At 35.7% G+C, this 13047-nt stretch carries 12 protein-coding genes and 2 tRNA genes; 3 read left to right on the top strand and 11 right to left on the bottom strand.

Going from position 1 to position 13047, the window contains the following annotated elements; genetic code table 11:
* Nucleotides 1–19 precede the first annotated feature (19 nt).
* Genes murD through mraZ form a run of 7 tightly spaced genes read right to left on the bottom strand, consistent with a single transcriptional unit; the run spans nucleotide 20 to nucleotide 7844 of the window.
* Complete coding sequence (murD, locus tag P163_RS08145; protein ID WP_034889442.1) at nucleotides 20–1363, bottom strand: UDP-N-acetylmuramoyl-L-alanine--D-glutamate ligase; 1344 nt, start codon at nucleotides 1361–1363, stop codon at nucleotides 20–22.
* Nucleotides 1364–1376: 13 nt separating this feature from the next.
* Complete coding sequence (gene mraY, locus P163_RS08140) at nucleotides 1377–2609, bottom strand: phospho-N-acetylmuramoyl-pentapeptide-transferase (protein WP_034889439.1); 1233 nt, start codon at nucleotides 2607–2609, stop codon at nucleotides 1377–1379.
* A gap of 34 nt (nucleotides 2610–2643) precedes the next feature.
* Entirely contained in the window at nucleotides 2644–4107 is a 1464-nt protein-coding gene (locus tag P163_RS08135) for a UDP-N-acetylmuramoyl-L-alanyl-D-glutamate--2,6-diaminopimelate ligase (protein WP_034889438.1), read from the bottom strand.
* Nucleotides 4104–6110: a penicillin-binding protein gene (locus P163_RS08130; RefSeq protein ID WP_034889435.1), complete on the bottom strand. Its 2007-nt coding sequence runs from the start codon at nucleotides 6108–6110 to the stop codon at nucleotides 4104–4106. The genes P163_RS08135 and P163_RS08130 overlap by 4 nt, the downstream gene beginning before the upstream one ends.
* A 12-nt stretch (nucleotides 6111–6122) precedes the next feature.
* Complete coding sequence (locus P163_RS08125; RefSeq protein ID WP_034894110.1) at nucleotides 6123–6440, bottom strand: FtsL-like putative cell division protein; 318 nt, start codon at nucleotides 6438–6440, stop codon at nucleotides 6123–6125.
* Nucleotides 6441–6493: 53 nt separating this feature from the next.
* Entirely contained in the window at nucleotides 6494–7390 is an 897-nt protein-coding gene (gene rsmH / locus P163_RS08120; RefSeq protein ID WP_034894108.1) for a 16S rRNA (cytosine(1402)-N(4))-methyltransferase RsmH, read from the bottom strand.
* Nucleotides 7377–7844 (bottom strand): division/cell wall cluster transcriptional repressor MraZ, encoded by a 468-nt coding sequence (gene mraZ, locus P163_RS08115; protein ID WP_034889432.1) that lies wholly within the window; start codon nucleotides 7842–7844, stop codon nucleotides 7377–7379. The genes rsmH and mraZ overlap by 14 nt, the downstream gene beginning before the upstream one ends.
* A gap of 289 nt (nucleotides 7845–8133) precedes the next feature.
* Between mraZ and P163_RS08110 the strand changes: the two genes are divergently transcribed.
* Both P163_RS08110 and yihA read left to right on the top strand, forming a co-directional pair.
* On the top strand, nucleotides 8134–8898 hold the full coding sequence (locus tag P163_RS08110; protein WP_034889429.1) for an alpha/beta fold hydrolase: 765 nt from the start codon (nucleotides 8134–8136) through the stop codon (nucleotides 8896–8898).
* A gap of 11 nt (nucleotides 8899–8909) precedes the next feature.
* Nucleotides 8910–9515: a ribosome biogenesis GTP-binding protein YihA/YsxC gene (yihA, locus tag P163_RS08105; protein ID WP_034889426.1), complete on the top strand. Its 606-nt coding sequence runs from the start codon at nucleotides 8910–8912 to the stop codon at nucleotides 9513–9515.
* Between the two features lie 151 nt (nucleotides 9516–9666).
* Here yihA and rpsT read toward each other — a convergent pair whose 3' ends face one another.
* The 4 genes from rpsT to proS form a co-directional block, all read right to left on the bottom strand.
* A complete protein-coding gene (gene rpsT / locus P163_RS08100; RefSeq protein ID WP_034889423.1) occupies nucleotides 9667–9915 on the bottom strand; it encodes a 30S ribosomal protein S20 in 249 nt (82 codons plus the stop codon).
* Between the two features lie 30 nt (nucleotides 9916–9945).
* Nucleotides 9946–10017 (bottom strand) — tRNA-Glu (locus P163_RS08095).
* A gap of 79 nt (nucleotides 10018–10096) precedes the next feature.
* Nucleotides 10097–10168, bottom strand: a tRNA-Glu gene (locus tag P163_RS08090).
* A gap of 221 nt (nucleotides 10169–10389) precedes the next feature.
* Nucleotides 10390–11868 (bottom strand): proline--tRNA ligase, encoded by a 1479-nt coding sequence (gene proS, locus P163_RS08085; RefSeq protein ID WP_034889420.1) that lies wholly within the window; start codon nucleotides 11866–11868, stop codon nucleotides 10390–10392.
* 120 nt (nucleotides 11869–11988) lie between these two features.
* On the opposite strand from proS, the gene P163_RS08080 reads away from it, so the two are divergent.
* Nucleotides 11989–13035 (top strand): hypothetical protein, encoded by a 1047-nt coding sequence (locus P163_RS08080; protein ID WP_051931181.1) that lies wholly within the window; start codon nucleotides 11989–11991, stop codon nucleotides 13033–13035.
* The last annotated feature ends 12 nt before the right edge of the window (nucleotides 13036–13047 follow it).

The raw sequence follows: 13047 nt of genomic DNA, 5'->3' as shown, positions 1-13047 counted from the left end.
AGGTCATTCTTAATATTGCTTATAAATTTCTTACTGCATCTTTAAACTGTCTTCCTCTATCTTCATAATTTTCGAAGAGATCAAAACTTGCGCAAGCTGGAGATAACAACACTACATTTGAACTTTCTGCTATAGAATAAGCCATTTTCACAGCTTCTGCCATAGATTGTGTTTCTGCAATCACATCTACACAATTCCCAAAAGATTCAAAGATCTTAGCATTGTCTATTCCTAAACAAATAATTGCTTTTACTTTCTCATTTACAAGAGGTAGTAACTCTGCATAATTATTACCCTTATCAACTCCTCCAACAATCCAAACGGTTTCTGCCTTCATGCTTTCTAAGGCATAATAGGTAGCATTCACATTTGTAGCTTTAGAATCATTAATATATTGCACGTTATTGATCTTTAGAACATTTTCCAGCCTGTGTTCTACTCCTTGAAAATTCTCCATACTTGCACGTATGGTTTCTTTTCTAATTCTTAATAATTGCGATACGGTAGAAGCCGCCATTGCATTTTTAGTGTTGTGTTTACCTTCTAGAGATAATGATTTTGTCGGCATAATAAATTGGGAGTTATTGATATTTACTTTAATGTTGTTGTCTTCTTCATAAGCACCATTCTTAAGCTTTTCTTTAAGCGAAAATGGCAGTTGCTGAGCTATTACAGGATGATCTTTAAGCCATTCTGAAATAATTTGATCGTCTGCATCGTATATAAAATAATCTTGTTCTGTTTGATTTTCAGTAATTCTGAATTTAGAAGCTACATATTCATCTAAATTATAATTGTATCTATCTAAATGATCTGGGGTGATATTGGTTAAAACTGAAATATGTGGCTTAAAATCTATAATACCATCTAACTGAAAGCTACTAAGTTCTAGTACATACCAGTCTGGAGTAGTTTCAGCAACTTGCTTGGCAAAACTATCCCCAACATTACCGGCCATTCCTACAGAAATTCCACCCGCCTTCAATACATGATAGATCCACTTTGTAACTGTTGTCTTACCGTTACTTCCAGTAATACCTATGATCTTAGCATCGGTATATGTAGCTGCAAATTCAATTTCAGAAATTACAGGCACTCCTTTTTCTATAAGCTGTTTAACGATTGCTACAGATTCTGGAATACCAGGACTCTTCATCACCACATCTGCATCTAAAATTCTTGGTATATCATGACCGGCTTCTTCCCAGTCTACACCAAGTATTTCCAGAGCAGCTTTGTATTTAGCTTTTATCTTTCCGAAGTCGGATACAAAGACATCAAAACCCTGCTTTTTAGCCAATATAGCTGTCCCAACCCCACTTTCGCCGGCTCCAAGAATTGCTATTTTAGTTTTATCAGACATCAGTTAATTTTGGTTATCTTAATTTTAAGGTCACTACCGTTACAATCGCCAAGAAAATTCCAACAATCCAAAATCTCACTACGATCTTACTTTCATGCATTCCTAACTTTTGATAGTGATGATGTAATGGAGACATTAAAAATATTCTTCTTCCTTCTCCATATCTCTTTTTCGTGATCTTGAACCAACCAACCTGCAGAACAACAGAAAGGTTTTCTATTAAAAAGATTCCACATAATACCGGGATCATTAATTCTTTTCTGGTAGCGATTGCTAATACCGCAATAATTCCTCCTATGGTTAAGCTTCCTGTATCTCCCATAAATACCTGAGCAGGAAAGGTGTTATACCATAAAAATCCAACCAAAGCTCCAGCAAATGCCATGATAAAAATGGTCATTTCCCCAGATCTTGGTATATACATGATATTGAGATATTCTGAGAATATGATGTTACCCGAAACCCACGCGAAAATCGCCAGAGTTACTACTATAATAGCAGAGGTACCGGCCGCGAGGCCATCTATACCATCGGTTAAATTGGCTCCATTAGAAACTGCGGTAACAATAAAGATTACAATAGGAATAAAGATCAACCACGCATAATTGGCTAAATCTGGATCTATCCATGATATCAAACTAGAGTAATTAAATTCATTATTCTTAAAAAACGGAATAGTGGTCGTAGTGCTCTTGATCTCTGCTCCAGATGAAATATCTTCAGCCGCAACCATCATTGTTTGATCGTTATTAGTGATCTGAACATCTTCTTTTACAGTTATTCCCGGGTGAAAATAGATAGTGCACCCTACAATTAATCCTAAACCAATTTGCCCAAGCACCTTAAATTTACCTTCAAGACCTTCTTTATTCTTCTTAAAGGTTTTAATATAATCATCTATAAACCCAATAACCCCCATCCAAATTGTAGTAATTATTAAAAGGATGACATATATATTTTCAAGTTTTGCAAATAAGAAAACAGGAATTAATGTGGCTATGATAATTATTAAACCACCCATAGTAGGAGTTCCAGCTTTGGCATTCTGCCCCTTTAACCCAAGATCTCTAACACTCTCTCCTATTTGCTTCTTCTGAAGATAATTTATGATCTTCTTTCCGTAGATAGTAGAAATTGCCAAAGACAAAATAATAGCCATTGCAGATCTGAATGATATAAATTCAAACAAACCGGCTCCCGGCACTTGGTAATTTTTATCTAGAAAATTGAATAAATAGTATAACATAGTTTGGTTTACAGTTCCTCGAAAATAAAGGAGGTTACTTATTTAGCTGACTTAGAAATTCTGTTACTATTTTAAGATCATCAAAATCTGATCTTACACCATTCACCTCTTGATAGGTCTCATGGCCTTTTCCTGCAATTAGAATGATATCATTGGGTTTAGCAAGCTGACAAGCAGTTTTAATAGCTTGTTTTCTATTCACCACAGCTATGATCTTTTTAAAATTCTGAGGTTCCACTCCTGCTTCAACTTCTTCTAAGATCTTTTCTGGATCTTCAGTTCTTGGATTATCACTAGTTAAAACTACTTTGGTGCTTAGCGCTCCGGCTATCCTACCCATAATTGGGCGCTTGGTTCTATCTCTATCTCCTCCACAGCCTACAACCGTGATTAATTCTTCATTTTTTGTTCTAATAGAATTGATGGTTTCCAATACATTTTGAAGTGCATCTGGAGTATGTGCATAATCAACTATAGCAGTAATCTTTTCTTTAGAAACTATATACTGAAATCTTCCACTTACCGAATTCAATTCACTAATAATTCTGAGAGATTCCTGAGTTTCTAAGCCTAATAGCTCTGCAGCTGCATAAATTGCCAGAATATTATAAGCATTAAAGTTTCCTATAAGTCTAGACCAAACTTCATTTCCATTTAATTTCAGCAATAATCCACTAAATTGATTTTCCAGAATCTGTGCGCTATAATCTGCGTAAGATTTTAAAGCATAGGTATACTTCTTTGCTTTTGTATTCTGAAGCATTATTTGGCCATTTTTATCATCTACATTAGCCAAAGCAAAAGCGGAGGCTGGTAGGTGGTCAAAAAATGACTTTTTTACATCTCTATATTCCGCAAAACTGGAATGATAGTCTAAATGATCGTGAGATAAATTGGTAAAAATTCCACCGGCAAATTGTAATGCTGTAGTTCTATGCTGAGCAATTCCATGAGAACTCACTTCCATAAAGCAATACTCCAACCCTTCAGCATTCATCTTTCTTAGATAAGAATTTATCGTTAAAGAATCTGGGGTGGTATGTGTGGCAGAAAATTCTGTATCTGCGATCATCACTTTAACCGTAGATAGTAATCCAACCTTGTATCCGGCTTTAGTAAAAAGATTATAAAGCAAGGTGGCAATCGTAGTTTTACCATTTGTTCCGGTAACTCCCACCAACTTTAAATTCTCAGAAGGATTATCATAATAATTTGCAGCCATAATGGCCAGTGCAGAATGGGAATTCTCTACCTGAACATAGGTAACACCATTTACAACATCTTCTGGCAATTCTTCGCAAACTACTGCCAAAGCTCCTTGAGCTACCGCTTTTTTAATAAACTCGTGTCCATCGGATAAGGTTCCTCTAATGGCTACAAAAACATCATTCAACTCTACTTTTCTAGAATCAAACTGAATGGAATTTATAGTAATAGCAGTTTTACCTACTACGGCTTCCATAGAAACTTTATATAATATGTCTTTTAAATTCTTCAACTTAAACTTAATGCTACGTTTTGATTTGCTTTGATCTTTTTTCCCGGAGCTACAGATTGTCTCTTCACTACTCCGTTACCTTCGATAATTACATTTAACCCAAGATTTTCTAATAAAGGAATAGCATCCATTACAGGCATTCCTGTAACATTAGGCATAACATCCTTCTTATTTTGAGCTTCAGAAAAATACTTTTCGAAATCTTTAGTAATTACTTTCTTATCCACCTCTAGAGATTCTATCGTATCTTCTAAAGGAGTATCTGTATAAATTTTTTGAGCGATCCTTTTAAAAACGGGCCCGCTAACATCTGCACCGTAATACCCTACTCTGTTATTAGGCTTGTGTATAATTACGATACTTGTATATTTTGGATTGTCTGCAGGGAAATAACCTACAAAAGATGAAATATATCTTGGATTAGAATTCCAGTCTTTCATCCAATATTCTGTTTGAGCAGTTCCTGTCTTTCCTGCCATAGAGAAGTTTGGTGAGTACAAACTTTTTGCAGTTCCTCTAACAACTACATTCTCCATCATTGCCTTCACTTTATTTACGGTCTCTATAGAACAAATAGAAGGATTAATCACTTTTCTATCATTCTTAAGAATGGTTTTATCCCACTCTTTGATCTCTCTAATAAATCTAGGCTTCACCATTTCGCCATTGTTGGCAATAGCATTATAAAAGGTTAGTGTTTGTAAAGGTGATATCTGCACACTCCCATATCCATATGCCATCCATGCTAGAGATAATCCAGACCATTTTTTATCTCCCGGACTCGGGATGTAAGGAGCACCTTCTCCTTTAATAGAAAGATCTAATTTTTCATTAAGATTCATACGATTAAGACCATCTACAAATTTTTGCGGCTGGTCTTTATAATTGTCATAAATTAATTTAACCACCCCAACATTTGAAGAAAGCTCAAAAGCACGAGCTGCACTTATTTTACCATAACCTCCCCTGTGAGAATCTCTTACCTTATACCCCTTAACCTTGAAAACTCCCTGCTCTGTGTCTACCACTGTTCCGGTATCTATTACCTTATCTTCCAAAGCAACAACTAAAGACATTAATTTAAAAGTAGATCCTGGCTCATGAGTTTCACCAACAGCATAATTCAATTTTTCATAATAAGAACCATCTTCTGTTCTACCTAGATTAGAAATTGCCTTAATCTCTCCTGTCTTGGTTTCCATAACCACCACAGTTCCATGATCTGCCTGATATTTTTCTAATTGAGCGAGCAATGCATGATGTGCTATATCCTGAATATTAACATCTATAGTAGATATTACATCATAACCATCTTGCGGTTCTATTTCATTGTTATCGCTAATAGGCTTCCATTGCCCTTTTGCAATCTTTTGTTTTAATCTATGCCCATCTGTTCCGTCTAAGAAAGGCCCAAAAGCGCCTTCTAAACCAACTCTGGTATAGTAACCCTGATCGTCTTTGCGCTCGTAACCAACAGTTCTTGCTGCCATAAGCCCTAAAGGATGCTCTCTCACGGTACGTTGCTCCACAATGATCCCACCTTTATACGCTCCCAAATTAAACATCGGGAAGCCCTTCACCCTCATATAGTCTGAATAACCAAGGTTTTTAGCCACCAAAAAGTATCTGTGCTTATTTACCCTAGCTGTTCTTAAAGCTTTAGACCATTGTGCAGATGTTTTGCCGAACATAGCTGCAAGCTTTTTAGAAAGAGGCACGACGTTTTCTTCAAAGTGTTCATCAGAAACGGTTACAGCGTCAAAACGGATGTCGTATTTTGGAACCGACGTAGCCAGTAAATTTCCATTTACATCATATAGATTGCCTCTATTGGCAGGAATTTTAAAATTCTTAAATACCCCGTCTTCTGCTAATTTTCTATACTTATCACCTTCAACAAACTGTATTTTAATTAACTGCACCCCAATAGCCACAGCAAAGACAAACATGAGTCCCGCTATAATGTATAATCTATTTAGTATGTGCTTCTCTGTAGTAGCCACAGTTTATTTGGGTTAGTCTGTAATGTTAATTTTAATTTTGTATGGTGGCATTTCAGAAGTTTCAATACCCCTATCTGCCATTCTTCTAATAATATTAGATTCCATCTTTAGCTTCATTAAGGAAGAACGATTGTCTACAAACTCACTTCTTAGCGCTCTAACCTCGTCACTTAATTTGGCAATTTGATGAACTTTACTTTCTGCGCTGTGAGAACAGGCGATCATTATAATAGCCAAGAGTGTACAAAAAACTATGAACCTCCAATTCTTAACCGCATCACTGCTTATTAAAAAATTGGCTTTTAAAATACCATACACTCCATTATTCATCTCCTTTTTCGTCATCTTCAATTCTTTACAGAAAGCATTACTATTTTTTTCTCTTATAATCTTTTAGCTATTCTAAGCTTAGCACTTCTCGCTCTATTATTTAAAGCGATCTCTTCTGAAGAAGGCACAATCAACCCTCCTACTTTTTTAAGTGGAACAGAAATATTTCCGAAGAAATCTTTTTCCGGCTCGCCCTCAAAAAGTCCACTTCTTATGTATCTTTTCACCAATCTATCTTCTAAAGAATGATAAGAGATCAAACTCAACCTACCTCCTTTTTTAAGCAGATCTGGAGTTTGTATTAAAAATTCTTTTAGCACATCCAATTCCTGATTCACTTCTATTCTTATAGCCTGATAGATCTGAGCTAAAATCTTATGCTCTTTTTCTTTAAATAAGAAAGGTTTTAAAACCTCTTTTAAACGCTCACTGCTATCTATAGGAGCTTCTTCTCTAGCCTTAACGATCTCTGCCGCTAATTTTGGGGCTATTCGAAGATCTGCATATTCATAGAAAAGCTTCTTCAATTGATCCTGCTCATAATCATTTACCACCTCATATGCACTCAAAACGCTTTTTTGATTCATTCTCATGTCCAACTTAGAATCAAAACGGGTAGAAAAGCCGCGTTCTGCCACATTGAACTGATGAGAAGACACGCCAAAATCTCCTAAAATTCCATCCACCTGTTTAATACCATGAAATCTTAAAAATCTCTTTATAAACCTAAAGTTCTCCGGGATTAAGGTAAATCTTGAATCGTCTAACTTATTAGCCAAAGCATCTGGATCTTGATCAAATCCAAATAATTTTCCCTTTTCACCTAATCTGCTCAAAATTTCAGCAGAATGTCCGCCACCACCAAAAGTCACATCTACATAAACTCCGTCTGGCTTAATATTTAAACCATCTACAGACTCATTTAATAATACCGGATTATGATATTCCATTTCCATTTAAATTTCCCATTACTTCTTCAGCCAGGCTTGCAAAATCTTCTGCAGATTCATCAAGGGTATTTTCATATTTATCTTTATCCCAGATCTCAATTATTTTGATTGCAGAGGACAAAACGATCTCTTTATCTATTTTAGCAAATCCAATAAGGTCTTTAGGAATCAACAATCTTCCATTTGCATCAACTTCCACTATTTTAACACCAGCGGTAAATCTTCTAATAAAGTCATCATTCTTTTTCACGAACCTATTTAGATCATTGATCTTTTCCATCATCAAATTCCACTCATGCATAGGATATAATTCCAAACAAGACTGAAAAACAGAACGCTTCAACACAAAACCCTCCTGCAAAACTGAAGACAATTGCTTCTTTAATGCAGACGGCATCATTAATCTGCCCTTTGCATCAACCTTGCATTCGTAAGTTCCAATTAGGTTTACCACTTCAAATCTTTATAGATTCAAATATATCGAAAATATTACCACATTTTACCACTTTTCACCACTTTGTTGATAAGTTTTACCACCTATTCAGCTGAAACACTTCTTAATAGATGTATTCGGTTCGGATTCAGCACCTTGCTAGAATTGAATATTTTAGCTTCGATTTTCACATTTTTTTATAAGATTTTCACGATTAAAAGCTTTAGAGAAACTCCGTTGTATTAAGTAAAAATGATTATACTTGTACTGAAATCGCTATATTTGCGATTGCTAACCGCAAAGGGCATCAATGAAACATAATTTACAGCAAGAAGGGAAATTTACCTACCTAGAAAAAGGGGAAGGTACTCCGATAGTTATTTTGCATGGACTTATGGGCGGATTGAGTAATTTTGATGGAGTAGTAGACTTTTTCCCAGAGAAAGGATATAAGATTTTAATTCCAGAATTACCATTATATTCCAGACCACTTCTTAAAACTAGCGTACAGAATTTCGCGAAATTCATAAAAGAATTTTTAGATTTTAAAGGATATAAAGAAGTGATACTTCTTGGTAATTCTTTAGGAGGACACATAGCTTTACTTTGCACAAAAATGTATCCTGAACTAGTTAAAGCTCTGGTTATAACAGGAAGCTCTGGATTGTATGAAAATGCAATGGGTGAAAGTTATCCACGTAGGGGAGATTATGAATTCATCAAGAAGAAAGCTCAAAACGTATTTTACGATCCTGAAGTAGCCACAAAAGAAATTGTAGACGAAGTTTATACTACTGTTACAGACAGAAATAAGTTGATCAAAACGCTAGCTATAGCGAAAAGCGCTATTAGACACAACATGGCAAAAGATCTCCCAAATATGCCTACTCCAACTTGTATAATATGGGGAAAGAACGATAATGTAACTCCACCAGAAGTTGCAGAAGATTTCAACAAACTCTTACCAGACTCAGACCTTTACTGGATAGACAAATGCGGACATGCCGCTATGATGGAGCATCCAGATTTATTTAATGAATTATTCTTTGACTGGCTTCAGAAAAGAGAATTTTAAGATTACCAAAGATGAAGATTAAAACCGCTGAATTTGTAATAAGCAACAGCGAGGTTGCAAGATGCCCAAATAGTTCCCTGCCGGAATATGCATTTATTGGTAGAAGTAATGTTGGAAAGTCTTCATTGATCAATATGATCACCAGCAGAAAAAGCTTAGCTAAAACTTCCGGGAGACCCGGAAAAACGCAGCTTATAAATCACTTCCTCATCAATGGAGATTGGCATTTGGTAGACCTTCCAGGCTATGGATATGCCAGAGTTTCCAAAAGTATCAAAAAGACATTTCAAAAATTTATTACTGCTTATTTCGAGCAACGCGAACAAATGATCTGTGCATTTGTGCTAATTGATAGCAGACATGAACCTCAACCTATAGATATGGAATTTATGCAATATCTGGGTGAGCATGGAATTCCATTTTGCATCATCTTTACGAAGGCAGACAAATTAAAGCCAAACGCCTTAGATCGCAATGTAGAAAACTATAAAGCCAAAATGCTGGAGACCTGGACAGAAATGCCAGAATACTTTGTTACCTCCTCCGAGAATGGTCTTGGGCAAGAAGAAGTTCTAAATTATATCGATAATATCAATACTCAGTTTCTACGAAACTAGAACCTCCATTTACACATCACCCTATTTTAAAATTAAAAAATCACCATAGCAAACGCTTTAGTGATTTCTATTTCTAAAAATTTAGATAACAAAAAAACTGTTGCAAATAAATATTTACAACAGTTAATATACTTATTACAACAGGACTTTCTTAAAGCGCTGCTACGTGTTTAGCTAATTTAGACTTTAAATTAGAAGCTTTATTATCATGAATGATATTTTTCTTAGCTAATTTATCGATCATAGAGATAACAGATGGATATAAAGTCTCTGCATCTTTCTTATCAGCCTCTTTCAATTTCTTGATAGCGTTTCTAGTAGTTTTATGTTGGTAGCGGTTTCTAAGACGCTTGGCCTCATTGCTACGGATTCTCTTTAACGCTGACTTATGATTTGCCATTACAAATACTATTTAATTAATTTTTTATTGTAGTCCGTAGGGGAATCGAACCCCTGTTACATGGATGAAAACCATGCGTCCTAACCCCTAGACGAACGGACCATTATTTATTTCAATTTGAACTTGTAAAAAATCTACTCAACTTCTTACCTGAACATGTTAGCAATTTAAAATTGCTTAGTAGTCCGTAGGGGAATCGAACCCCTGTTACATGGATGAAAACCATGCGTCCTAACCCCTAGACGAACGGACCATTATTTGTTTTAATGCGGATGCAAAAATACAACTATTTTTCAATCGTACAAACGCTGAAGTAATTTTTTCTGAATTATTTTCAAATTAATTCTTTAGCTTCAGAAATACAGCAATTTACATTTGAAAAAAACTTTTCAAAATTATTTCTTTGACCCACTATTTCAAATAACAAAGAGAAATACTTAACCATTGCTAAGTAAGCTTTCCCCTTAAACCCTTTTAATATGCCTTCGCAAATAACACTCTTTGATTAGAGTACTCCCCTGTAAGAACGCATTTCCCGGCTTCTTTACTACCATCTATAGGAATACACCTAATCGTGGCTTTAGTAAGCTCTTTTATCTTTAATTCAGTTTCAGAAGTTCCATCCCAGTGAGCAGAAATAAAACCTCCCTTATTTTCTAGAACATCTTTAAAAGCTTCAAAAGTTTCCACTTCTGTAATATGTGAATCTCTAAATTTTAAAGCTTTCTCAAAAAGGCTGTCCTGTATTTCGGTCATCAAACCTTTAATCTTATCTACCACATCTTCCTGCGAAACAGTTTCTTTGGTAAGAGTATCTCTTCTGGCAAGTTCAACACTTCCCTTTTCAAGATCTTTAGGACCAATTGCTAAACGTACTGGAACTCCTTGCAATTCATATTGAGCAAATTTCCATCCCGGCTTTTGAGTATCTCTGTCATCAAACTTCACAGAAACCCCTACTGCCCTAAGATCTTTTACCAATTTATTGGCCACCTCAGAAATTTGTGCTAATTGCTCATCTCCTTTATAAATAGGTACAATTACCACTTGTATTGGAGCTAAGTTTGGAGGTAGCACCAAGCCTTGATCATCACTATGAGTCATTATCAATGCCCCCATTAATCTGGTTGATACTCCCCAAGAAGTTGCCCAAACATAATCTAGTTTCCCCTCTTTAGATGCAAATTTAACATCGAAAGCTTTAGCAAAATTCTGACCTAAAAAGTGAGATGTACCTGCTTGTAAAGCTTTTCCATCTTGCATTAAGGCCTCTATACAATAGGTTTCTTCTGCACCTGCAAAACGTTCATTCTCAGACTTAGTTCCCTTAATAACAGGAATAGCCATAAACTTTTCTGCAAATTCTGCATAAACATCATTCATTTGCTCTGCCTCTGCTATGGCTTCGGCTTTTGTTGCATGCGCTGTATGCCCTTCTTGCCATAAAAACTCTGCAGTTCTTAAGAACAATCTGGTTCGCATTTCCCATCTCACAACGTTAGCCCATTGATTGATCAAAATTGGCAGATCTCTATAAGACTGGATCCATCCCTTATAGGTATTCCATATAATTGCTTCTGAAGTTGGCCTTACAATAAGTTCTTCTTCGAGCTTAGCATCTGGATCTACAATTAATTTAGAACTATTTTCAGGATCGGTTTTAAGCCTGTAGTGAGTTACTACTGCGCACTCTTTAGCAAATCCTTCTGCATTTTTCTCTTCTGCTTCAAATAAACTTTTAGGGACAAAAAGTGGGAAATAGGCATTTTCATGACCAGTTTCTTTAAACTTTGAATCTAATTCTGCCTGCATTTTTTCCCATATAGCATATCCATAGGGTTTAATGACCATACAACCTCTCACTGCTGAGTTCTCGGCTAGATTGGCATTGACAACCAGCTCGTTATACCATTTAGAATAGTTATCGTGGCGTGTAGTTAGTTTCTTACTCATTACTTGTATTTGGCATAAAAATTGAGGATTTATAGCTATGTCGCGTGTTTTGTTAAAACCACGATCTGTTAGCGCAAAACTAACTAATTTTGTAATGTTCAACAATTAAATACATAGCTTATGAAACTTTATACTAGCATTTCTAAGAAAATACTTTTTTTCATAGCTCCTGTAACATTGTTTTTGTTTACTTCTTGTGGCTCCTACCATTATTCTGGATATGAGAATGATAGTGTTTACGGAGATTCTTCTCGTACTTATGGCGAGACAGAACAGATGGAAAATCAAGAAAGCAATAAAAATTATTATCAAAATCTTTTTGAAGAAGAAGCCGCATTATATGGCGATGTCTTAGCCGAAGGAGCAGTTTTTACAGATGTAGAGAACTACTCTTCTAGTGATGGAGATTATGAAGGAGATATTGAATACAACTACCAAGGCGGTAATGCTGCCTGGGGCACAAATCCAGATTCTTACTCTATAAATATCATTAACAATGGGTTTTATGGTAATGGGTTTTATGGAGGATTTTATAGCCCATATTGGGCAGGAGGAATTTTTGACCCATGGGGCCCTGGATATTATGGACCAGGTAACTGGGGATTTCCTTACGGTTTTGGATATGGAGGATTCTACGGAAATAGATATGGTTATGGATACGCTGTGCACCCATTTTTATATGGAGCAGGCGGATGGTACAATCCATACAACTACTATGGAAATAGATATACTTATTACAACCAGAACAACATAGCTTATAACACCGGAAGAAGAAACTCTACCTCGACCTACCGTAGCAATAGATCTTCAGATCTTAGAAATGCTACAAGCTTAGGAAATCGTGGGAGAAACTCTAGTTATTCTAGAAGTATAAGAAATATTAGAAATTCAAATGACGATTATGGTATAAGTAGAAGATCATCTAATTCTTACAATACTAGATCTGGTTCTTACGATGGTTATTCAAGATCGAACCGAAGCTCTACAAATTCTCCGGTTTATAGATCAACAAGAAGCAGTAATAGCAGTAGCACAAGATCTTCTTCATCAACTACTAGAAGAAGTAGTGGTACCGTAAGAAGTAATAGTGGTTCATCCCGCAGTTCTGGAACTACTAGAAGTTCTGGAGGAAGCTCTAGATCATCTTCAAGAGGAAGAAATAATTAAAATTAATTTTTC

The organism is Gillisia sp. Hel_I_29 (genome assembly GCF_000744275.1).
Classification (GTDB): Bacteria; Bacteroidota; Bacteroidia; order Flavobacteriales; family Flavobacteriaceae; genus Gillisia.
This window is presented reverse-complemented; position numbering and strand designations above follow the sequence as displayed.

Coding starts and splice junctions, on each gene's coding strand:
- P163_RS08110 (WP_034889429.1), top strand. CDS start 8,134: ATGAAACATAATTTACAGCAAGAAGGGAAATTTACCTACCTAGAAAAA.
- rpsT (WP_034889423.1), bottom strand. CDS start 9,915: ATGGCAAATCATAAGTCAGCGTTAAAGAGAATCCGTAGCAATGAGGCC.
- rsmH (WP_034894108.1), bottom strand. CDS start 7,390: ATGGAATATCATAATCCGGTATTATTAAATGAGTCTGTAGATGGTTTA.
- P163_RS08080 (WP_051931181.1), top strand. CDS start 11,989: ATGAAACTTTATACTAGCATTTCTAAGAAAATACTTTTTTTCATAGCT.
- P163_RS08125 (WP_034894110.1), bottom strand. CDS start 6,440: ATGAATAATGGAGTGTATGGTATTTTAAAAGCCAATTTTTTAATAAGC.
- yihA (WP_034889426.1), top strand. CDS start 8,910: ATGAAGATTAAAACCGCTGAATTTGTAATAAGCAACAGCGAGGTTGCA.
- proS (WP_034889420.1), bottom strand. CDS start 11,868: ATGAGTAAGAAACTAACTACACGCCACGATAACTATTCTAAATGGTAT.
- murD (WP_034889442.1), bottom strand. CDS start 1,363: ATGTCTGATAAAACTAAAATAGCAATTCTTGGAGCCGGCGAAAGTGGG.
- mraY (WP_034889439.1), bottom strand. CDS start 2,609: ATGTTATACTATTTATTCAATTTTCTAGATAAAAATTACCAAGTGCCG.